Here is a 19,111-nt window from a genome sequence, read left to right on the forward strand (position 1 = left end):
CAAACGAACGATCGATTCAAACGCCGCGCGTCACTGCGGCACGGCCGTGATTTCGATCACCCGTTCCGGCCGGCGTCCATGACCGGGCCAGTACGCGCTGCCGTACATCCGGTGAACCGGGCCGTACAGTGCGTCGCCCGCGTGCGACGGCGCGTCGAACCCCTTCTCGATCACCATGTAGCCGTCACGCAGCGCGAACGCCGGATGGTTGCCGCCCGGCCGGCTGTCGAAGCCGGCGAAGCCGTCGCCGGCCTCGGGCATCGCGTTGACGAGCGACGCGTTGCTGCCCGTGATCTGGTCGGGCGAGAAGGCGCGGCCGCTCGCGAGACGCGCGGCCTCGCGATTCTTGCCGTCGGTGTCGACGGTGCTGTCGTGCGTGTCGTCGTTGTCGAGTTCGATGCTGCGCGGATGCGCGGTGTGCGCTTGAGCTGACGTTCCCATCACGGCTCTCCTGGCGGCGAAGCGCTCCGGATCGAAGCAAATCCCGTTCCGGGCAAGACGGGAAAACGGCGCGCGAGCGATCGCCGCGGTGGTGTGGCGCGCGCTGATTTGTCATGATTTATTTCGGCTAGAACACCCGTTTTCTACAGAGTATGATTCATTTCCTGCGAAGCGGCGACAGGGGATGAGGTCTTGCCGCCTCTGCCCGCACCGGGGGCACCGCAGCACCCTTAAGACGGGTAGTGAACAACAAATCAAGGGACTAGAGGTGGCGGATTCATGCAAGCGACTACTGCTTTCACGCACCGCGGTTATCTGTTGAATTGCGCGCCCGCGCGCGCCAGCGACGGGTCGTTCAAACCCTACGTCGTGATCTCCAGATCGAGCGACGGGGAACTCGTCGCGAACCGTTTTTTCCCGACCGAGCTCCAGTTCAACGACGAAGGCGACGCGATCGCACACGCGCGCGACTGGGCCGTGCGCTGGATCGACGCGAGCAGTATTACGATCTGACGCCGTCGCGCGGCGGCGGCATCGTCCGTCCGGCCGATCCCCCGACGTGCCGCTGCCGATCGAAAACGCGGTAATCTTCTGGAACCCGTCACTTTATTTGCGGCCGTGCGATCGAGCGCGGCCGCCTGCATTGGCATATGTCGACATCACCCGCCCGTCAGTGGGGCCTCGAAGAAATCGTTGCCGGCTTGCGCGAATCGCGCGAGGAACTTCATCGCACGCGTCATCCGCGCGGCATCCGCGAGCTGCCGTCGCGCGACGCGATCTGCAAGATCGTCACCGGCCTGCGCGCGTCGATGTTTCCGACGCACTACGGCGCGCCGGATCTGACCGATGAAAGCGTCGACTACTACGTCGGCCACACGCTCGAAAGCACGCTGCGGATCCTGTCGGAACAGATCCGCCGCGCGCTGCCGTTCCTGCCCGAGCATGCGGACACGCCGTTCGCCGAACTCGACGAGCGCGCGTTCGAGATCGCGCGCGAGTTCGGCCGGCAGTTGCCGGCGGTTCGCGCGCTGCTGGTCAGCGACATCCAGGCTGCCTACGCGGGCGATCCGGCCGCGCAGCACATCACCGAGATCCTGCTGTGCTACCCCGGCGTGCTCGCGATGATGCACCATCGGCTCGCGCACGCGCTGCACCAACTCGGTGTGCCGCTGCTCGCGCGCTTCATCAATGAAATCGCGCACTCGGCCACCGGCATCGACATTCACCCGGGCGCGCAGATCGGCCCGAGCTTCTTCATCGACCACGGCACCGGCGTCGTGATCGGCGAAACCGCGATCATCGGCGAGCGCGTGCGCGTGTACCAGGCCGTCACGCTCGGCGCAAAGAGCTTCCCGGCCGATGGTGACGGCGCGCTGGTGAAGGGCAACGCGCGGCATCCGATCGTCGAGGACGACGTGGTGATCTACGCGGGCGCGACGATTCTCGGCCGCGTGACGATCGGGCGCGGCTCGGTGATCGGCGGCAACGTGTGGCTTACGCACAGCGTGCCGCCCGGCACGAGCGTCGCGCAGGGCAAGGTCCGCGAAGGCGGTAGCGCCGAGAAGCCGTGACGCGGCGCGCGAACGGCGCAATGGTCGTTCGCGCAGCGCAGGTGAAGGCGTGCGCCAATGTCCGCACACAAAGTGTGCGAAGGGCACACACGACTACCGCCGAACATACCGTTCGTCAGTGTTTGCCGGCCGGTGAGCGATGCTTGTACAGCACGTCCTGGTCGACGCGGATCAGGTTCTGCCCCGCATCGACGACGAAATCCACACCGTTGTACGCGTTGCCCGTCAGCAGCAGGATCGCGCCCGCGACGTCGTCGGGGCCGGCGATGCGCGCGAGCGGCGTCGAAGCGCGGCTCGCGTGTTCGAAGTCGGCCTGCGTCTGGTCGTCGCTCGGCAGCATCAGCCCGGGGAACACCGCGTTCACGCGCAGCACCGGCGACGACGACAGCGCGAGCATCTGCGTGAGGTTGCCGAGCGCGGCCTTCGCGACCGTGTAGCTGAAATGGTCGCGGTGGAAGTTTTCCTTGATCTTCTGGTCGACCACGTTGACGACGACGCCCTGCGTGCCGGCCGCGCGGGCCCGTTCGTAGAATGCACGCGTGAGCAGGATCGGCGCGCGGCAGTTGACGGCCCACGCCTGGTCGAATGCCGCGAGGTCGAAGCTCGGGAAATGGTCCTGCCAGAACACTGACGCGTTGTTGACCAGCACGTCGAGGCGGCCGAAGCGCGCATACACCTGGTCGATCAGCGCGGTGATCTGCCCGGCATCCGACAGGTCGGCCTGCAGGGCGACCGATTCGTACCCGCTCTCGGCGATCGCGCGGGCCGCCGCCTGCGCGGCATCGGCCGAACGGTCGTAGTGCACGGCGGTGCGATAGCCGTGCGCGGCGAAATACTCGGCGAACGCGCGCCCGGCCCGGCGCGCGGCGCCGGTCACGAGCACGACCGGCGCGTCTGCCGCTTGCTTCGTGGACTGCATTACGTATTCGTCAGGTTGACTGAAGAAGGATTCGCGACGATCGACAGGAATTCGCGTCGCGTGGACGGATCGGTGCGGAACGTGCCGAGCATGCGCGACGTGACCATCTCGACGCCCGGCTTGTGCACGCCGCGCGTCGAGATGCACTGATGCGCGGCTTCGAGGATCACGCCGACGCCCTTCGGCTGCAGCACGTCGAACAGCGTGTCGGCGATCTGCACGGTCATCTTTTCCTGGATCTGCAGGCGCTTCGCGAACGCGTCGACGAGGCGCGCGAGCTTGGAGATGCCGACGACGCGATGGTTCGGCAGATACGCGACGTGCGCGCGGCCGATGATCGGCACCATGTGGTGCTCGCAGTAGCTCTCGAAGCGGATGTCCTTCAGCACGATCATTTCGTCGTAGCCGTCGACTTCGCTGAACGTGCGCGCGAGGATGTCGCGCGGCTCCAGCGCATAGCCGGCGAAGAACTGTTCATATGCGCGCACGACGCGTGCCGGCGTGTCGAGCAGGCCTTCGCGGGCGGGATCGTCGCCGGCCCAGCGCAGCAGCACGCGAACGGCATCCTCGGCTTCTTCCCGACTCGGCCGGGATGCGGCCGGCTCGGGCCGCGCGGATTTTTTACCCATCTAGTCACTCCATCGAATGCGGCCGCCTGCGGCGGCGCGGATATCCGGGCATTGTTTCATGCTTTCGCGGGTCGTGCGTGCGGCCTGCCGCACACCCTGCATCACTTCGGCCATTCGTCCTGCTCGTCGTTGAACAACGACGCGACGACGCCGCGCAGCCACGCCGTGCGCGGATCGTTGTGGAACTTGCGGTGCCAGTGCTGCTTCAGGTCGAAGCGCGGCAGCGGCAACGGCGGCTCGACCGGCACGATGAACGCATGCTCGGCCGCATAGGCATAGCCGATCGCGTGCGGCACTGTCGCGATCAGGTCGGTGCGGCTCAGGATGAACGGCAGGCTCATGAAGTGCGGCGTCTCGAGCACGGCACGGCGGTGCATGCGCTGCTTCGCGAGGTATTTCTCGAGCACCTCCTGGCTGCGCCCCTCGGCGCGCACCACCGCATGCCCGCACGCGAGGAACTGCTCGGCCGTGAACGGGCGCGCCTGTTCGAGCGGATGGCCGCGCCGCATCAGGCAGACGAACCGGTGCGTGAACAGACGCTGCTGGAAGAAGTTGTTGCCGTCGAGATCGGGGAAGTAGCCCACCGCGAGATCGATCGAGCCGGCTTCGAGGCCGCGGCCGACTTCGTCGTGCGCGAGCGAGACCGAGCGCAGGTTCGCGTGCGGCGCGCGCGTCGCGAACGCCTGCAGCAGCTTCGGCAGGAATACGATCTCGCCGACGTCCGACAGCGCGATCGAGAACGTATGCGTGCTCGCCGCCGGATCGAAGTCATGCGGCGCGACGAGGCCGCGCTCGATCTGCGCGAGCGCATCGCGTGCGGCCGGCAGCAGCGCGAGCGCGCGCGGCGTCGGCTCCATGCCGCGCGACGTGCGCACGAACAACGGATCGCCGAAATACTCGCGCAGGCGGCCGAGCGCGGTGCTCACGCGCGGCTGGCTCACGCCGAGCAGGTCGCCGGCGCGGCTGACGTTGCGCGTGTCGTCGAGCGCGACGAGGTAGGGAATCAGGTTCAGATCGAGCGCATCCATCGTGAGGCCGGTATCCGGGAAACGTATACAACTTATCTCCAAAATCGCGTTGCCGCATAGTCGGGAAAGCGCTCAAATGGGTTCAATTATTCGAACCAATGTTCAGGAGACGAACAATGCGCACCCAGGTCGCCATCATCGGCGCCGGTCCGTCCGGCCTTTTGCTTTCCCATCTGCTGCGCCTGCAAGGCGTCGATTCCATCCTCGTCGAAGCGCGTTCGCGCGAATACTGCGAGAACCGCATCCGCGCCGGCGTGCTGGAGCAGGGCACCGTCGACACGCTGAACGAAGCCGGCCTCGGCGAGCGGATGCGCCGCGAAGGGCTCGAACATCACGGCATCGAGCTGCTGTTCTCCGGTCAGCGCCATCGCATCGACCTGAGCGCGCTCACCGGCGGGCGCGCGATCACCGTCTATAGCCAGCATGAAGTCGTGCGCGACCTGATCGCGGCCGGCGACGCGCATGGGCACCAGATGCATTTCGAAGTCAGCGAAGTCGCGCTGCACGATATCGAAAGCGAGCACCCGTTCGTCACGTTCAAGCATGCGGACGGCCGCGCGGACCGCATCGACTGCGACTACATCGCCGGCTGCGACGGCTTCCACGGCATCGCACGGCAGACGATTCCCGCCGAGCGGCTGAACACGTTCGAGCGCGTCTATCCGTTCGCGTGGCTCGGCATCCTCGCCGACGCGGCGCCGTCGCTCGACGAGCTCGTCTACGCCCATCACGACAACGGCTTCGCACTGTTCTCGATGCGTTCGCCGACGGTCACGCGCCTCTACCTGCAGTGCAAGCCCGACGAAGACCTCGCGGAATGGTCCGACGCGCGGATCTGGGATGAACTGCACACGCGCTTTTCGAACGATACCGGCTGGACGCCGACCGAGGGCCGGATCACGCAGAAGAGCGTGACGCCGATGCGCAGTTTCGTGTCGGAGACGATGCAGCACGGCCGCCTGTTCCTCGCGGGCGATGCCGCGCACATCGTGCCGCCGACCGGCGCGAAGGGGATGAACCTCGCGGTGGCCGACGTCCGCGCGCTGTCCCGCGCGCTCGGCGCGCGCTATCGCAGCGGCGACGCGACGCCGCTCGAGCGCTATTCGGCGACCTGTCTCGAACGCGTGTGGCGCGCCGAGCATTTCTCGTACTTCATGACGAACATGCTGCACTCGTCGCCGGAGGACTCGCCGTTCGTCAATCGCCTGAAGTTTGCCGAACTGAAGTACGTGACGCGCTCGCGGGCCGCTGCGCAATCGCTCGCCGAAAACTACGTCGGCCTGCCGTTCGACGACCAGACACCCCCCGAGGGATCCCGCCTTGACAACGCGCTGTGCGCGACTCTATGATCGGCCCATCGTTCGCTAATCGAATATGGGTTCGAATAGCGAACAAATGCCGAAGGTCGACGACGGCCTTCGACGCGGCACGCGACACGCGCGTGTCCCCTCGACAGGCCGCGCATCGTGCCGCGGGTTCGTATCAGGAAGAGACATGGTCAACAAGATTTTCGAATCGCTTCAATCGGCGGTCGCGGACGTCCACGACGGCGCGACCATCATGATCGGCGGTTTCGGTACGGCAGGCATGCCGTCCGAGCTGATCGACGCGCTGATCGAGCAGGGCGCGCGCGGCCTGACGATCGTCAACAACAACGCGGGCAACGGCGAGACGGGTCTCGCGGCGCTGCTCAAGGCGAAGCGGGTGCGCAAGATCATCTGCTCGTTCCCGCGCCAGAGCGACTCGCAGGTGTTCGACGCGCTGTACCGTGCGGGCGAAATCGAGCTGGAGCTCGTGCCGCAGGGCAACCTCGCGGAGCGGATCCGCGCGGCGGGCGCCGGCATCGGCGGCTTCTTCACGCCGACGGGCTTCGGCACGAAGCTCGCGGAAGGCAAGGAAACGCGCGTGATCGACGGCAAGTCGTACGTGTTCGAGACGCCGATCCACGCCGATTTCGCGCTGGTGAAGGCGTACAAGGGCGATCGCTGGGGCAACCTCGTGTATCGCAAGACCGCGCGCAACTTCGGGCCGATCATGGCCAGCGCCGCGAAGGTCGCGATCGTGCAGGTGTCGGAAGTCGTGCCGCTCGGCGGGCTGAACCCGGAACACATCGTGACGCCGGGCATTTTCGTGCAGCGCGTCGTCGAAGTGCCGCAGGCCGCGCATGCGGCCGAGCTGGCCGCCGAACGTGCATCGCAAGCCGCCTGACAGCCTGAGGAGACCCGAAATGAAACGACTGACCCGCGATGAAATGGCCAAGCGCGTCGCCCAGGACATCCCCGAAGGCGCTTACGTGAACCTCGGCATCGGCGTGCCGACGCTGGTGGCGAACCACCTCGATCCGAGCAAGGAGATCTTCCTGCACAGCGAGAACGGCCTGCTCGGCATGGGCCCGGCGCCCGCGCCCGGCGAGGAAGACGACGAGCTGATCAACGCCGGCAAGCAGCACGTGACGCTGCTCACCGGCGGCGCCTATTTCCACCACTCGGATTCGTTCGCGATGATGCGCGGTGGGCACCTCGACTACTGCGTGCTCGGCGCGTTCCAGGTGTCGGCGAACGGCGACCTCGCGAACTGGCATACGGGTGCGCCCGATGCGATTCCGGCCGTCGGCGGCGCGATGGACCTCGCGATCGGCGCGAAGCAGGTGTTCGTGATGATGGAGCACCTGACGAAGCAGGGCGAGAGCAAGATCGTCGCGCAGTGCTCGTACCCGGTCACCGGCGTGCAATGCGTGAGCCGTATCTATACGGATCTCGCCGTGCTCGACGTGACGGCGGACGGCCTCGCGGTGAGCGAGATCTTCACCGACCTGTCGTTCGACGAACTGCAGAAGCTGACCGGCGTGCCGCTGATCGACGCGACGCGCAAGGCCGCGGCCTGAACGGCAAGCGTGCCGGCGCGCGCGATCGCGCGCACGCCGGCACGCTTGGGTAGACAATAGGCGCACGCCGTTTCCCCAATCTGATGCCATGCTCGAAGACAGCGCCCGCCTGACCTCCCTCATTTGCGGCACCGAGCCGCTCAACCGGATCTGGTCGCCGCGCGCGACGATCCAGCGGATGCTCGACGTCGAAGCCGCGCTTGCGCGTGCGCTCGCCGCGCGGCAGGTGATTCCCGCCGCCGCGGTCGCGCCGATCGAACGCGCGTGCGACGCCGGCCGGCTCGACGCCGACGCGCTCGCGCACGGTGCGGCGCTCGGTGGCAATCTCGCCATTCCGCTCGTCAAGCAGCTCACCGCCCAGGTGAAGGCCGACGACCCCGAGGCCGCGAAGTTCGTGCACTGGGGCGCGACGAGCCAGGACATCATCGATACCGCGACGGTGCTGCAGCTGCGCGACACGCTCGACGTGCTCGAGCCGCTGCTCGACGAAGCGTGCGCGTCGCTCGCGATGCTCGCGCGCGCGCATCGCGCGACGCCGATGATCGGCCGCACGTGGCTGCAGCAGGCGCTGCCGATCACGCTCGGCCTGAAATTCGCGCAATGGCTCGACGCGTTGCTGCGCCATCGCGCGCGCTTCGCCGAATTGCGCGAGCGCGCGCTGGTGCTGCAGTTCGGCGGCGCCGCCGGCACGCTGGCGAGCTTGCGTGAGCAGGCGGCCGGCGTGAGCGCCGCGCTCGCGGCCGACCTGAAGCTGGCACTGCCGGCCGTGCCGTGGCACACGCAGCGCGACCGCGTCGCGGAAGCCGCGTCGTGCTTCGGGATGCTGACCGGCACGCTCGGCAAGATCGCGCGCGACGTGTCGCTGCAGATGCAGACCGAAGTCGGCGAGCTCGGCGAACCGGCAGCCGCCGGCAAGGGCGGCTCGTCGACGATGCCGCACAAACGCAACCCCGTCGGCTGTGCGGCCGTGCTGACCGCCGCGGTGCGCGCGCCGAACCTCGTCGCGACCGTGTTTGCCGGGATGGTCCAGGAGCACGAGCGCGCGCTCGGCGGCTGGCAGGCCGAATGGGATGCGCTGCCCGACCTCGCGCGCCTGACCGGCGGCGCGCTCGCGCAGATCGCGCAGATCGTCGCGGGCCTCGACGTGAACACCGAACGCCTCGCCGCGAACCTCGACCTGACGCACGGGCTGATCCTCGGCGAAGCCGTGATGCTCGCACTCGGCGACCGGATCGGGCGCCTCGATGCGCATCATGTCGTCGAGCATGCGTCGAAGGAAGCCGTACGCACCGGCGCGACGCTGTTCGACGTGCTCGCCGCCGATCCGACCGTATCCGCCCATCTGTCGCGCGACGCGCTCGCGCGGCTGCTCGATCCCGCACATTATGTCGGCGAGGCGCAGGCCTACGTCGACGCTGTGCTCGCGCTGCACGCGGGCACGACACAACCAGGAGAACACTGATGCCTTTCGCCACTGTCAACGGCGTGAAACTGCATTACCGGATCGACCGTGCCGCGCGCGACGACGCGCCGTGGCTCGTCTTCTCGAACTCGCTCGGCGCCGACCTGCAGATGTGGGCACCGCAGATTCGCCCGCTCACGCAGCACTTCAACATCCTGCGCTACGACACGCGCGGCCACGGCCATTCCGAAGCACCGGCCGGCTCGTACACGATCGACCAGCTCGCGGGCGACGTGATCGGCCTGCTCGACCACGTCGGCATCGATCGCGCGTACTTCTGCGGGATTTCGATGGGCGGCCTGACCGGTGCCGCGCTCGCCGCGCGCTTCCCGTCGCGCATCGCGCGCGCCGTGCTGTCGAACACCGCCGCGAAGATCGGCTCGCCGGAAGTGTGGGCGCCGCGCGCGCAGAAGGCGCGTGCGGAAGGGATGGCCGCGCTGGCCGACGCCGTGCTGCCGCGCTGGTTCACCGACGCGTTCGTCGATCGTGAACCGCGCCTGTTCGACGCGATCCGCGACACCTTCGTGCATACCGACAAGGACGGTTACGCGGCGAACTGCGACGCGTTGAACGCGGCCGACCTGCGCGAGGAAGTGAAGGGCATCGCGCTGCCGGTGCTCGTCGTGACCGGCGCGAAGGACATGTCGACGCCGCCCGACCAGGGCCGTGCGCTGGCCGCCGCGATTCCCGGCGCGCGTCACGTCGAATTCGACGCCGCGCACATTTCGAACATCGAGTGCACCGACGGCTTCAACCGCGCGCTGCTCGACTTCCTGACCGCGTGAGGCACCGACGATGGACGACCAGCAACGTTACGAAGCGGGGATGAAGGTGCGTCGCGCGGTGCTCGGCGACGCGCACGTCGACCGTTCGATCCAGAACCGTACCGAAGTGACCGACGAATTCCAGAACCTGATCACGCGCTATGCATGGGGCGAGATCTGGACGCGCGAGGGCCTGCCGCGCCATACGCGCAGCCTGCTGACCATCGCGATGATGGTCGCGCTGAACCGCGGCGAGGAACTCGCGCTGCACCTGCGTGCCGCGCGCAACAACGGCGTGACGCGCGACGAGATCAAGGAAGTGCTGCTGCAGACCGCGATCTACTGCGGTGTGCCGGCCGCGAATTCCGCGTTCCATCTCGCCGACAAGATCTTCAAGGAACAGGATGGGGCCGCCTAGGTGCGGCTGAATAACACGGCCGGCTTGCGCCGGACGTGACCCGATCGCGACACCTGCCGCTGCCGGCAGGTGTCGACGACGCATGACGCGCCGGCGGCGAATCGGCGCGCAAACAAGGAAAGACGCGGCCATCAGGCCGCGTTGTTTAAACAGGAGACTCGCGATGAATCGCGCACCCGTGGTCGATGTCCAGACCTTCATCAATGAGCAGCCGTTCGGCGGCTTCCAGTGGCTCGTATTCCTGATGTGTTTCGTGATCGTGCTGCTCGACGGCTTCGATACGGCCGCGATCGGCTTCATCGCGCCCTCGCTGCTCGGCGAATGGAACCTCACCAAACCCGATCTCGCACCCGTGCTGAGTGCCGCGCTGTTCGGCCTTGCGTGCGGCGCGCTCGTGTCGGGCCCGCTGTCCGACCGCGTCGGGCGCCGTTCGCTGCTGCTCGGCTCGGTGTTCCTGTTCGGCGTCGCATGTTTCGTGTCGGCGTTCTCCAACACCATCGGGCACCTGACGGTGCTGCGCTTCGTCACCGGAGTCGGCCTCGGTGCCGCGATGCCGAACGCGGTCACGATGATGGGCGAGTTCTGCCCGGACAAGCGCCGCGCGACCGTGATCAACCTGATGTTCTGCGGCTTCCCGCTCGGCGCCGCGTTCGGCGGCTTTCTCGCCGCGTGGATGATCCCGCATTTCGGCTGGCGCAGCGTGCTGATGCTCGGCGGCGTGACGCCGCTGCTGCTCGGCGTGCTGTTGCTGCTGAAGATGCCCGAATCGGTGCGTTTCATGGTCGCGCAAGGTCAGAGCATCGACCGGATCCGCGCGACGCTTTCGCGGATCTCGCGCGATGCGCTGAACGCCGGCTCGTTCGCGATGACCGAATCCGCGCCGCAGACGGGCGGCAAGGGGATAGGCGTCGTGCTGTCGCGCTCGTATGTCGTCGGCTCGGTGATGCTGTGGCTCGCGTACTTCATGGGCCTCGTGATCTTCTACGCGTCGATCAACTGGATGCCGATCCTGCTGAAGGATGCCGGTCTCACGCCGAAGAGCGCGACGCTGATTTCCGCGCTGTTCCCGCTCGGCGGTGTCGGCGCGGTGCTGTGCGGCGTGCTGATGGACCGCTTCAACGCGAATCGCGTGATCGCCGTGTGCTACGCGCTGACCGCGATCAGCGTGTATGCGATCGGGCAGGCGGCCGGAAACGTGGGGCTGCTCGTGCTGGTCGTGTTCATCGCCGGCGTGCTGATGAACACCGCGCAATCGTCGATGCCGGCGCTTGCCGCCGCGTTCTATCCGACCGAAGGGCGCGGCACGGGCGTGGCGTGGATGCTCGGTGTCGGCCGCTTCGGCGGGATCGCCGGGTCGTTCCTCGTTGCCGAACTGACGCGCCGGCACTTCTCGTTCGCCGGCGTGTTCGCGACGATCGCGGTCGCGGGCTTGCTTGCGTGCCTTGCGTTGCTGATCAAGCAGATGGCCCAGCCGCACGGCGTCGCGCAGTCGAGCGGCAAGATCGAGTCGCTCGGGCATTGAGCGGGATCGAGGCCGGGGCGATGCGCCGGCCTTTTGCTGGTTGCGAAAGGTCGTGAGCCGGCCGACACGCAACGACAGACCGGGCCGCGTCGGCGGCCCGTCCACTTTACGGCCGTCGCGCCGCTACTCCTCCGCGTCGTGTTCCTTGACGAAGTTGCGCAGATACGCGCGCAGCGCGGCCTCCTGGCTGCGGTGATCGGCAAGGTTCGCGGCGCCCATCTCTTCCTCGTCGCCGAACAGCGTGGACGGCGCGCAGTACGTACCCACTTCGATGTTTTCGCGCAGCACGCGGATCTCGTGCGTGAGCGGGTGGTACTCGGCGATCCAGTGCATGCCCTCGATGTGCTCGCCGGCTTTCAGCATCGGCTTCATCGGCATCTCCATGCAGAACAGCGGTGCAACCGGCGAAGCGGCTGCACGCGCCCGTACCGAAAGGGTACGCCTGCATGGCGTGAAGCTCAACGGCGGCGCTTGTGAGCGCTTACTGCGGGAGCAGATGCGCGACGAGCGGGTATAGCGACAGGATCAGCAGCACGGCCATCGTCACGTTGAAGATGCGCAGCGCGCGGCGGTTCGACAGAAAGCGGCGCAGGCCCTGGCCGAACGCGGCCCACAGGCTGATGCACGGAAAGCCGATCAGGATGAACACGACGGCCATCCACGCGGCGTTCATCCCGTAGTCGGCGGACAGGCGGATCGTTGTCGCGGCGGTCAGCACCATCATCCATGCCTTCGGATTGACCCACTGGAACGCGGCGGCTTCGAGGAACGTCATTGGCCGCGGCTTGGCGCCCTGCGCCTTCACTTCGCCGGACGTGCCGATGCGCCATGCGAGGTACAGCAGGTACGCGACGCTCGCGATTTCGAGGATCGTGTACAGGACCGGCACGCGCCGGAACGCCTCGCCGAGACCGAAGCCGACGCACAGCATCAGGATCGCGACGCCGATGCTGATGCCGAACAGGTGCGGCATCGTGCGGCGGAAACCGAAATTGACGCCGGAGGCGAGCAGCATCGTGTTGTTCGGGCCGGGCGTGATCGACGTGACGAGCGCGAACAGCATGCCGGCGGGCAATGCGCTGAGGGTGAGGAAGTCCATCGCGGATTCTCCATTCGTGTTCGAGACTGGGATGGAGCCAGTGTAGCGACGGTTTTCTGTACAGTACCGGTACAGTTTGATTGACGATTGCCGGTACGGGGAGGGGGATGGGGGCCGGGACGGAATCATCGGTTGTTGTTGTTTCTCGGAAAAGATGTTCGCGGTCTAAATATTTTGTTTTTGAATAAAGGGCGGAAACTTATGGTTTTGCGCGATTAAAAACATGCCATCGAGAAAAATGTGCGATGAAATTCCAATGAATTCAAATTTCGCACAATTTTTGTCGGCGACTTCGTTTCTTTTCCGGCGCTCTCGGACTATAGAGCGACGCCAGCACAAACGCGAGATCTGCGCTATTTCGGGATTCACACACCCGCGGCGGTTGTGCAGTCCGAGGTTCGTGGCGTATCCCGAACCAACACCCAACAAGTCTACGGATGTGGCCGGAGCAAAGAGACGATCCTACTCACGCAGGCGCTTTGGCGTTGTTGACAACGCAGTTCGAACTCGCACGCTTCGTGCAACTTTCGCGGAGCAGTGATCCGGTGGCTGAGTGGTGTGGATCCGTGCCGGACGCGATGCAATGCAAGCCAAATGTTGAGGGACTGGCGCCAACGAGTATCTATTTGCTGCTGTCACACGCTATCTGATTCATGAACAAAGCTTCCCTGTATTTACTTCGGCGAATTTTTATTTACTCTTACTTGGTCTTTCATTGTCTTTACGGTTTTGTGGTTCTTGATGAATCAAGAGGTATCGAAAAATGAAATTAGATTTGAATGCCACATTGACAGACGTTAGCCGGTTGACTAGATTAGTCGCATGAACGCACTTTTCGTCACGACTACCACGACCACCACCACGACCGCCAATGGCGGGCCTGGGGGAGGTTGCACGTCGTAGGTCAGTGCCTCAAGCGATCCCCAAGCCCCGCCGGAAACGGACGGGGCTTTTTTAATGCTCCGTTCGACCGGTACCAAATGTCAACGGAGAACATGATGGACGATTTCGACCACCGAGTGCTTGGTAACAAACTGGATCTGTTTCATCAGCAGGATGAAAGTCCAGGCTCCATTTTCTGGCATCCGCGTGGAATGGTTCTATATCGGGTCGTCGAGGAATATATTCGCGCCCGCATGCGCCAGGCCGGCTTTTCCGAAGTGCGGACCCCTCAGATTGTCTCGCGCAGTCTTTGGGAACAGAGCGGTCATTGGGAGAAGTTCGGGCGAAACATGTTTTCTCTCGAGAGCGATAACAACCCATACTGTCTCAAACCGATGAGCTGCCCGTGCCACGTGCAGATCTTTAAAAAAGGCTCTCGCTCGTACCGCGATCTCCCAATTCGATATTCGGAATTCGGGGCGGTCCATCGAGCCGAACCGTCCGGGGCGCTGCATGGTCTTATGCGCGCCCGTGCGTTCACTCAGGACGATGCACATGTTCTTTGCATGCCGGATCAGGTCGAAGTTGAGGTCGCACGATTCTGCGTGTTGCTGAAGACGATCTATGCGGACTTCGGGTTTGGAGAATTCGATGTAGCTTTGTCGACGAGGCCGGCGGTCCGGGCCGGCGACGATGCAGTGTGGGATCGTGCCGAAGCGATGCTGGCGTCCGCTGCGCGAGCGGCAGGCCTGGATTTCGCGATCCTGCCCGCGGAAGGGGCATTCTACGGCCCCAAACTCGAATTTCATCTGCTCGACCGCCAAGGACGGAAGTGGCAGTGCGGAACGATCCAGCTCGACTTCGTCTTGCCCGAGCGGCTTGGTGCTGCATATGTCGCAGAGGACGGCGCGAAAGCGACGCCCGTCATGTTGCACCACGCTGTACTGGGGAGCCTCGAACGGTTCATCGGCATCCTCCTGGAACACTACGAGGGGTGGCTCCCGACGTGGCTGGCACCCGATCAAATCGTCGTTGCGAACATCGGGCAGGATGAACGTGCATTTGCCGACAACACGGCGTTTGCCTTCGAAGACCTCGGCTGTCGGGTTCTGAGGGATTTCCGTTCCGAGCGCCTGCCGCGCAAGATCTTTGACGCGCGGGAACTGGCGGCGCCGATCGTTGCGGTGGCCGGACGGAAGGAGATGCTGGCCGGCGAGGTGTCGTTGCGAATGAGGGGCGGGGAGCAGCACGTGCTGACCATCAATGATGCGATCGCCTACCTGAAACAGCATGTGTGCCCCCCGTCTGCGACGCGGGTGTTCTGACCTGCCGGCAGGTATCGGCGGATAGCAAGTGCCTTGAGGATCAATCGAATCGATTCATAACCTTAAATCAATAAGTAATTCTAAAAAATTATGAGAGAAGCCAGAGATCGCGTCATTCAACGGGCCGAAGAGTGTCGCGAGTCTGCATCGTGTCGGTGCAGCGAACGAATGCTCGAGATGGTGTTCGAGATTGGCAGTTGCACTTGCGTGGATGAACTGCGCCGGATGTTAATCGACATCGGGCATCTCGCGGGATTTGACCATGTCTGTTACCAGGATTGTCGAATGACTGGCGGGACACTGAAGATTGGCCGCATATTGTCGAACTATCCGGAGGCGTGGCTATCCCGTTATCGGGAGCGGGCTTATCTGATGATTGATCCGATCGCGCTGCACGCGATGTCGTCGTTGACGCCGATTATCTGGTGCGACCGCATCTTCGCGACAACCGAACAGCGCGAACTTCGAATCGGAAGTCGCATGTACGGGTTAAGCGACGGGGTGTCGTTTCCAGCTCATAACAGGCATGGCGACGTGGCATGCGTGAGCTTCGTCCGACAGGCGCGGGTGTCGGACGACGGCGATGCACCCTTCGACGTTCCGTCGTGGGGTGCACTTGCCGCGAATCTGATGCTCGACACCTGTCGCAGACTGGAGGCAATGCAATCCGATGCACCTTGTCTCAGTGCGCGCGAACTCGAGATCCTGAAATGGGTTGCCGAGGGAAAGTCTAGTTGGGATATCTCGCGGATTGTGTCGCTGACCGAACATGGCGTGCTTCATCACATCCGGAACATCATGAAGAAGTTCGACGTGCCGACTCGCCGGCAAGCCGTGCTGATGGCATCCAAATTCGGATTGCTGTAACGCCGGGTGGCGCGAGGCGGATCGAGAGCCTATTCGTACCGTGCATGCACCGATTCGTCATGCCATGTCGGAACGGGTACTACAAACCTTTGTAGTGTGAGACGGCATCGAAAATCGGCAAAGTGATACCGACGCAAGCGACCAGATCAAATTCTGATCGTCACACTCGGCGGTCGGCACTGGCGTGTGGTGCCGGCCCATCACAATCTCGACGATAGATGAGGTGAACGCATGGCTGATGTTTGTGAGGAAATTCTGAACCCGGTCGTCGAGGGAGAAATCGATTCGCTGTTGGTCGGTCTGCGCACCAGACTCGACGATCATCCGTTCCGGCACGTGTCGTCGTGTGCTGCACTGGAAAAAATATATCCGCATTACCTCGCGATGTCGCAGGCGTTTCCGTATCTGCAGGCGGGTGCACAAGTCCACGCCGTTCTAGATGCCATTCAATCGAATCGACCGGTGGCGCGGGACGTTGAAATCACGAGCGTGGTGGGAAATTTCCTCTGTTGGGATGAGACGGGTGGCGCATACGTCATCGAACGATATGGCAAGCAGGGTTTGCAACGCATTCTGGATACTGGCAAATGGTTTCACGCGAGCCTCTTCAAAAACGACATCGAGAGGCTGACCGGACGTCTCGCGGTTCCGGATTTCAGCGCACCGACGGGGCCTTATCTGAAGAAACTGCTTGCTGGACTGGGTGCGAAGTCGGCGCTTGAGCGGTGCGCGAACATGGTGGCGTTCGAACTGCACGCGAATGCGATGATCGACGCGCTTTGGGCGTCGACGAGCCGTTGTTATGGTGTCGACCGACAAGGGCTCATCTATTTTCAATGTCATGTTGGCGGTGACGATCCCGCCGAGGCGTATCACGTCGAAATGACGAGACGAATGATTCAGCTCCTTGTCAGCGATGACGAAATTCCGGGATTCGCCGTACGGGTTGCGCAGGCCGTTTCCGACAACGTGTCGTGGTGTGCGGCGCTTGTCTCGCTGGCTGAATGAACGTGAGCGCCGAATTTGGTCCGGACCCGGTGTTGCTCGAGATCGACGCTTATCGCGCGCAGCGACGGGGACTCCGCGATGCAGTTGCGATCGCGAAGGTCGTTGGCGCGATCGGGGTCGTCGTTCTGTTGGCATGGTTGGCGTGCCGATCCGGAAACGCGATTGGCCGGATCGTCCTGATGCTTGCCGAAGGTTTTGTGTTGAGCGGGTTTCTGAACCTCGCCCACGAATGTCTGCATCGAAGCCTTGTGAGTGCGAAAGTCGTCAACGCGATCATCGGCAATCTGGCTGCGAATGTCCTGTTCGTCAACTACACAGCCTACACCGACAAGCATCTGAAACATCACCGGTGTGTGGCGACAGAAGAGGACACCGAGTCGGCCTCCCGATTCGAAACCTTGCGTGCTTATGTGAGTGCGATGACCGGTGTTGGCTTTCTCGTTTCGAATCTGCGCCTGAATGTACATCTGATCGCCGGAGGCGCACCGCCCTATCTCGCAACCGTGAGACGGAAAGTGCGAGCGCGCAACGAAGCGCGGTGCATTGCAGCATGGTTGCTCGTCATCGCAGCGGCAACCGGTGCCTGGCCGTCGGCATTGTTTACGGTCTATGTCGGTCCGGTGTTTTTTGCCTACTTCTGGTTGATGTTCTTCGGACTACCGGAGCATTACGGCTGCGAACCGGTGCAGCCGCGTTACCTGGCATCGAGAACGACGACGACTAACGGGATCGTCCGGTTTTTCATGTGGAACGCCAATTTTCATACCGAGCATCATCGCTATCCGGGCGCTCCGTCACCGTTGCTCGCCCGAATCGGGGCGCGCCCGAATGTTGGTATTCATCGTGAATCGTCTTATCTGAAATGGCACTGGCGCGTTTGCCGGGAACTTATCCAACGTCGGGAGCACGGGGCAACTCATGGCTAAACTCATTGTGGGCAACGTCGATAACGAGGCAATGATCGGAGATACGAAGCGCGCCTCGCTTCCGCTTCGTCAGGTGTCAGCGATTGCGGCAAGGCGCCTCGTCTGGCAGATGACGAGCGACGATGTAGCGATTCTGCCGTCGCCGGTATCGGCCTCTATGATCGAGTATGTATCGGTCGTGATGAGGCGTCATCTTTCCACTACGCAGATCGTGTCACCGTCTTCCGATATCTCCGATCCGGTGGTATTGACTTCCGACCGCCTGCTCGACGAAGCGACGCTCGCTGCATTGCGGAACCGTCGCGTCGGTGGGGCCGGGTGGACGGTCTACCCGTATTTTCATACGTCGTCGGTCGGGCTGCTTTGCGATCAGCTCGACATCGCGCAGCCCGTGTCGAACGGATCGCAATTCATGGAGCAGGCCGGCGCCGAACTGTTGAACAGAAAGGCAGTATTTCGCGCTCTCGCGTCGGGTCGGGTCGGATGTGCGGACGGGCGAGTTTGCCGATCATTCGGTGAGTTCTACTTGACGCTGCGTGACATGCTTGCGAAATATGCAAGCGTGATTGTCAAGCAGGACGTCAATGCTGGCGGTGACGGAAACATCGCAGTCACACTCGAGCGTCGGACCAGTTATCCCGGTGTCCGCAAGGTGTATGCGCTGACGCACCTGTCGGACGTCGATACCATATTCGCGCGTGACTTGTGGTCGAGACAGACCGACACGGCGGGCAACTGCCAGGTGATCGTCGAGCGGTTCCACGAAGGTTCGGATGTCCTGTATGCGGAGTATGAGATCAACGCGGACGCCTTTCGGCTGGTGAGCTATGGCGATCTGCGGATGGATGCTTCGGGCGACAAGCGGGGTAACGGCATGATCATGTGGACCGGATTTCAAATCCCCAGCCAGCTGCCTCCGGGCGTGATCGACCCGTTTCTCGCGCAAGGCGACGTGCTTGCGTCGATCTCCCAGCGTCTCGGATTCGTCGGGCGCGCGAACTTCGATGCCATCGTGACCGACGACGGCGAAGTCGTCTTTACGGAGATCAATGGGCGTATCGGCGGTTGCAGCCATCTTGATGCGATCCTGTGCGAACTGGTGGGGCCGGACTATCTGTCGACGCACGCAGTCGTGACGCGCAACAGGGTGCCCGTTCGCGACCTGCGCGCAGCGCTGACTGTATCGCATCGACTTACGCAGCAGCGCGGCGAAGCCGGTGTCGTCGTACTCACGGAAGATATTGCGGGTACAGGCACGATCGAATACATGGTGTATGCGCGCAATTTGTCAGGTGCGCTTGCGCTTGAGCGCACGTTCCAGCGCGAGTTCGAGATGGCTCAAGAGTCAGTCGCTCTACCGGGGTGA

Annotated in this window: 20 protein-coding genes; 14 read left to right on the plus strand and 6 right to left on the minus strand. The window is 63.8% G+C overall.

The window, feature by feature from the left end; all coding sequences use genetic code 11:
• Positions 1 to 30 precede the first annotated feature (30 nt).
• Positions 31 to 441 (minus strand): DUF3005 domain-containing protein, encoded by a 411-nt coding sequence (locus LGM71_RS15460; protein WP_226115294.1) that lies wholly within the window; start codon positions 439 to 441, stop codon positions 31 to 33.
• A 279-nt stretch (positions 442 to 720) separates the two neighbouring features.
• Between LGM71_RS15460 and LGM71_RS15465 the strand changes: the two genes are divergently transcribed.
• Together LGM71_RS15465 and epsC are read left to right on the plus strand one after the other, a co-directional pair.
• Positions 721 to 954, plus strand: a complete 234-nt coding sequence (locus LGM71_RS15465; protein ID WP_011659947.1) for a hypothetical protein — start codon at positions 721 to 723, stop codon at positions 952 to 954.
• A gap of 137 nt (positions 955 to 1,091) precedes the next feature.
• Entirely contained in the window at positions 1,092 to 2,012 is a 921-nt protein-coding gene (epsC, locus tag LGM71_RS15470; RefSeq protein WP_059533573.1) for a serine O-acetyltransferase EpsC, read from the plus strand.
• 115 nt (positions 2,013 to 2,127) lie between these two features.
• On the opposite strand, the gene LGM71_RS15475 is transcribed toward epsC, so the two are convergent.
• The 3 genes from LGM71_RS15475 to LGM71_RS15485 all read right to left on the minus strand — a co-directional run bounded on the left by LGM71_RS15475 (position 2,128) and on the right by LGM71_RS15485 (position 4,588).
• Positions 2,128 to 2,931, minus strand: a complete 804-nt coding sequence (locus LGM71_RS15475) for an SDR family oxidoreductase (protein ID WP_226115295.1) — start codon at positions 2,929 to 2,931, stop codon at positions 2,128 to 2,130.
• Positions 2,931 to 3,560: a GTP cyclohydrolase I FolE gene (gene folE, locus LGM71_RS15480; RefSeq protein WP_048250599.1), complete on the minus strand. Its 630-nt coding sequence runs from the start codon at positions 3,558 to 3,560 to the stop codon at positions 2,931 to 2,933. Before folE ends, LGM71_RS15475 begins: the two co-directional genes overlap by 1 nt.
• A 101-nt stretch (positions 3,561 to 3,661) precedes the next feature.
• Positions 3,662 to 4,588: a LysR family transcriptional regulator gene (locus LGM71_RS15485; RefSeq protein ID WP_059598699.1), complete on the minus strand. Its 927-nt coding sequence runs from the start codon at positions 4,586 to 4,588 to the stop codon at positions 3,662 to 3,664.
• Between the two features lie 116 nt (positions 4,589 to 4,704).
• Here LGM71_RS15485 and pobA point away from each other — a divergent pair, with 116 nt between their 5' ends.
• From pobA to LGM71_RS15520, 7 genes are all read left to right on the plus strand, one after another.
• A complete protein-coding gene (gene pobA / locus LGM71_RS15490; protein WP_059598700.1) occupies positions 4,705 to 5,937 on the plus strand; it encodes a 4-hydroxybenzoate 3-monooxygenase in 1,233 nt (410 codons plus the stop codon).
• A gap of 145 nt (positions 5,938 to 6,082) precedes the next feature.
• Positions 6,083 to 6,796, plus strand: a complete 714-nt coding sequence (locus tag LGM71_RS15495; protein ID WP_014900666.1) for a 3-oxoacid CoA-transferase subunit A — start codon at positions 6,083 to 6,085, stop codon at positions 6,794 to 6,796.
• A 19-nt stretch (positions 6,797 to 6,815) separates the two neighbouring features.
• A complete protein-coding gene (locus LGM71_RS15500; RefSeq protein WP_012365076.1) occupies positions 6,816 to 7,472 on the plus strand; it encodes a CoA transferase subunit B in 657 nt (218 codons plus the stop codon).
• Between the two features lie 88 nt (positions 7,473 to 7,560).
• Complete coding sequence (locus LGM71_RS15505; RefSeq protein WP_226115296.1) at positions 7,561 to 8,934, plus strand: 3-carboxy-cis,cis-muconate cycloisomerase; 1,374 nt, start codon at positions 7,561 to 7,563, stop codon at positions 8,932 to 8,934.
• Positions 8,934 to 9,719, plus strand: coding sequence for a 3-oxoadipate enol-lactonase (gene pcaD, locus LGM71_RS15510; protein WP_226115297.1), 786 nt, complete (start codon positions 8,934 to 8,936; stop codon positions 9,717 to 9,719). The genes LGM71_RS15505 and pcaD overlap by 1 nt, the downstream gene beginning before the upstream one ends.
• A gap of 10 nt (positions 9,720 to 9,729) precedes the next feature.
• Positions 9,730 to 10,116 carry a 4-carboxymuconolactone decarboxylase gene (gene pcaC, locus LGM71_RS15515; protein WP_059598704.1) on the plus strand — a complete coding sequence of 129 codons (387 nt, stop codon included), beginning with the start codon at positions 9,730 to 9,732 and terminating at the stop codon, positions 10,114 to 10,116.
• A gap of 163 nt (positions 10,117 to 10,279) precedes the next feature.
• Positions 10,280 to 11,638 (plus strand): MFS transporter, encoded by a 1,359-nt coding sequence (locus tag LGM71_RS15520; protein WP_124627783.1) that lies wholly within the window; start codon positions 10,280 to 10,282, stop codon positions 11,636 to 11,638.
• A gap of 123 nt (positions 11,639 to 11,761) precedes the next feature.
• Here the strand turns inward: LGM71_RS15520 and LGM71_RS15525 are convergent, their stop codons facing one another.
• Together LGM71_RS15525 and LGM71_RS15530 are read right to left on the minus strand one after the other, a co-directional pair.
• Positions 11,762 to 12,010 (minus strand): hypothetical protein, encoded by a 249-nt coding sequence (locus tag LGM71_RS15525; RefSeq protein ID WP_124903293.1) that lies wholly within the window; start codon positions 12,008 to 12,010, stop codon positions 11,762 to 11,764.
• A 109-nt stretch (positions 12,011 to 12,119) separates the two neighbouring features.
• Entirely contained in the window at positions 12,120 to 12,737 is a 618-nt protein-coding gene (locus LGM71_RS15530) for a LysE family translocator (RefSeq protein ID WP_059684979.1), read from the minus strand.
• A 998-nt stretch (positions 12,738 to 13,735) separates the two neighbouring features.
• Between LGM71_RS15530 and thrS the strand changes: the two genes are divergently transcribed.
• From thrS to LGM71_RS15555, 5 genes are all read left to right on the plus strand, one after another.
• Positions 13,736 to 14,944 carry a threonine--tRNA ligase gene (gene thrS, locus LGM71_RS15535; RefSeq protein ID WP_264160523.1) on the plus strand — a complete coding sequence of 403 codons (1,209 nt, stop codon included), beginning with the start codon at positions 13,736 to 13,738 and terminating at the stop codon, positions 14,942 to 14,944.
• A 177-nt stretch (positions 14,945 to 15,121) separates the two neighbouring features.
• A complete protein-coding gene (locus tag LGM71_RS15540) occupies positions 15,122 to 15,811 on the plus strand; it encodes a LuxR family transcriptional regulator (protein WP_226115299.1) in 690 nt (229 codons plus the stop codon).
• Positions 15,812 to 16,042: 231 nt separating this feature from the next.
• Positions 16,043 to 16,819, plus strand: a complete 777-nt coding sequence (locus LGM71_RS15545; RefSeq protein WP_226115300.1) for a hypothetical protein — start codon at positions 16,043 to 16,045, stop codon at positions 16,817 to 16,819.
• Positions 16,820 to 16,821: 2 nt separating this feature from the next.
• Positions 16,822 to 17,745, plus strand: coding sequence for a fatty acid desaturase family protein (locus tag LGM71_RS15550; protein ID WP_226115301.1), 924 nt, complete (start codon positions 16,822 to 16,824; stop codon positions 17,743 to 17,745).
• Positions 17,738 to 19,111 carry a peptide ligase PGM1-related protein gene (locus tag LGM71_RS15555; protein ID WP_226115302.1) on the plus strand — a complete coding sequence of 458 codons (1,374 nt, stop codon included), beginning with the start codon at positions 17,738 to 17,740 and terminating at the stop codon, positions 19,109 to 19,111. The genes LGM71_RS15550 and LGM71_RS15555 overlap by 8 nt, the downstream gene beginning before the upstream one ends.

The sequence above is a fragment of the Burkholderia sp. AU33545 genome (assembly GCF_020419685.1).
GTDB lineage: Bacteria > Pseudomonadota > Gammaproteobacteria > Burkholderiales > Burkholderiaceae > Burkholderia > Burkholderia diffusa.

Excerpts from the sequence above, each read along its gene's own strand:
- LGM71_RS15460 (WP_226115294.1), bottom strand. The coding sequence starts at position 441 with ATGGGAACGTCAGCTCAAGCGCACACCGCGCATCCGCGCAGCATCGAA.
- LGM71_RS15465 (WP_011659947.1), top strand. The coding sequence starts at position 721 with ATGCAAGCGACTACTGCTTTCACGCACCGCGGTTATCTGTTGAATTGC.
- epsC (WP_059533573.1), top strand. The coding sequence starts at position 1,092 with ATGTCGACATCACCCGCCCGTCAGTGGGGCCTCGAAGAAATCGTTGCC.
- LGM71_RS15475 (WP_226115295.1), bottom strand. The coding sequence starts at position 2,931 with ATGCAGTCCACGAAGCAAGCGGCAGACGCGCCGGTCGTGCTCGTGACC.
- folE (WP_048250599.1), bottom strand. The coding sequence starts at position 3,560 with ATGGGTAAAAAATCCGCGCGGCCCGAGCCGGCCGCATCCCGGCCGAGT.
- LGM71_RS15485 (WP_059598699.1), bottom strand. The coding sequence starts at position 4,588 with ATGGATGCGCTCGATCTGAACCTGATTCCCTACCTCGTCGCGCTCGAC.
- pobA (WP_059598700.1), top strand. The coding sequence starts at position 4,705 with ATGCGCACCCAGGTCGCCATCATCGGCGCCGGTCCGTCCGGCCTTTTG.
- LGM71_RS15495 (WP_014900666.1), top strand. The coding sequence starts at position 6,083 with ATGGTCAACAAGATTTTCGAATCGCTTCAATCGGCGGTCGCGGACGTC.
- LGM71_RS15500 (WP_012365076.1), top strand. The coding sequence starts at position 6,816 with ATGAAACGACTGACCCGCGATGAAATGGCCAAGCGCGTCGCCCAGGAC.
- LGM71_RS15505 (WP_226115296.1), top strand. The coding sequence starts at position 7,561 with ATGCTCGAAGACAGCGCCCGCCTGACCTCCCTCATTTGCGGCACCGAG.
- pcaD (WP_226115297.1), top strand. The coding sequence starts at position 8,934 with ATGCCTTTCGCCACTGTCAACGGCGTGAAACTGCATTACCGGATCGAC.
- pcaC (WP_059598704.1), top strand. The coding sequence starts at position 9,730 with ATGGACGACCAGCAACGTTACGAAGCGGGGATGAAGGTGCGTCGCGCG.
- LGM71_RS15520 (WP_124627783.1), top strand. The coding sequence starts at position 10,280 with ATGAATCGCGCACCCGTGGTCGATGTCCAGACCTTCATCAATGAGCAG.
- LGM71_RS15525 (WP_124903293.1), bottom strand. The coding sequence starts at position 12,010 with ATGAAGCCGATGCTGAAAGCCGGCGAGCACATCGAGGGCATGCACTGG.
- LGM71_RS15530 (WP_059684979.1), bottom strand. The coding sequence starts at position 12,737 with ATGGACTTCCTCACCCTCAGCGCATTGCCCGCCGGCATGCTGTTCGCG.
- thrS (WP_264160523.1), top strand. The coding sequence starts at position 13,736 with ATGGACGATTTCGACCACCGAGTGCTTGGTAACAAACTGGATCTGTTT.
- LGM71_RS15540 (WP_226115299.1), top strand. The coding sequence starts at position 15,122 with ATGGTGTTCGAGATTGGCAGTTGCACTTGCGTGGATGAACTGCGCCGG.
- LGM71_RS15545 (WP_226115300.1), top strand. The coding sequence starts at position 16,043 with ATGGCTGATGTTTGTGAGGAAATTCTGAACCCGGTCGTCGAGGGAGAA.
- LGM71_RS15555 (WP_226115302.1), top strand. The coding sequence starts at position 17,738 with ATGGCTAAACTCATTGTGGGCAACGTCGATAACGAGGCAATGATCGGA.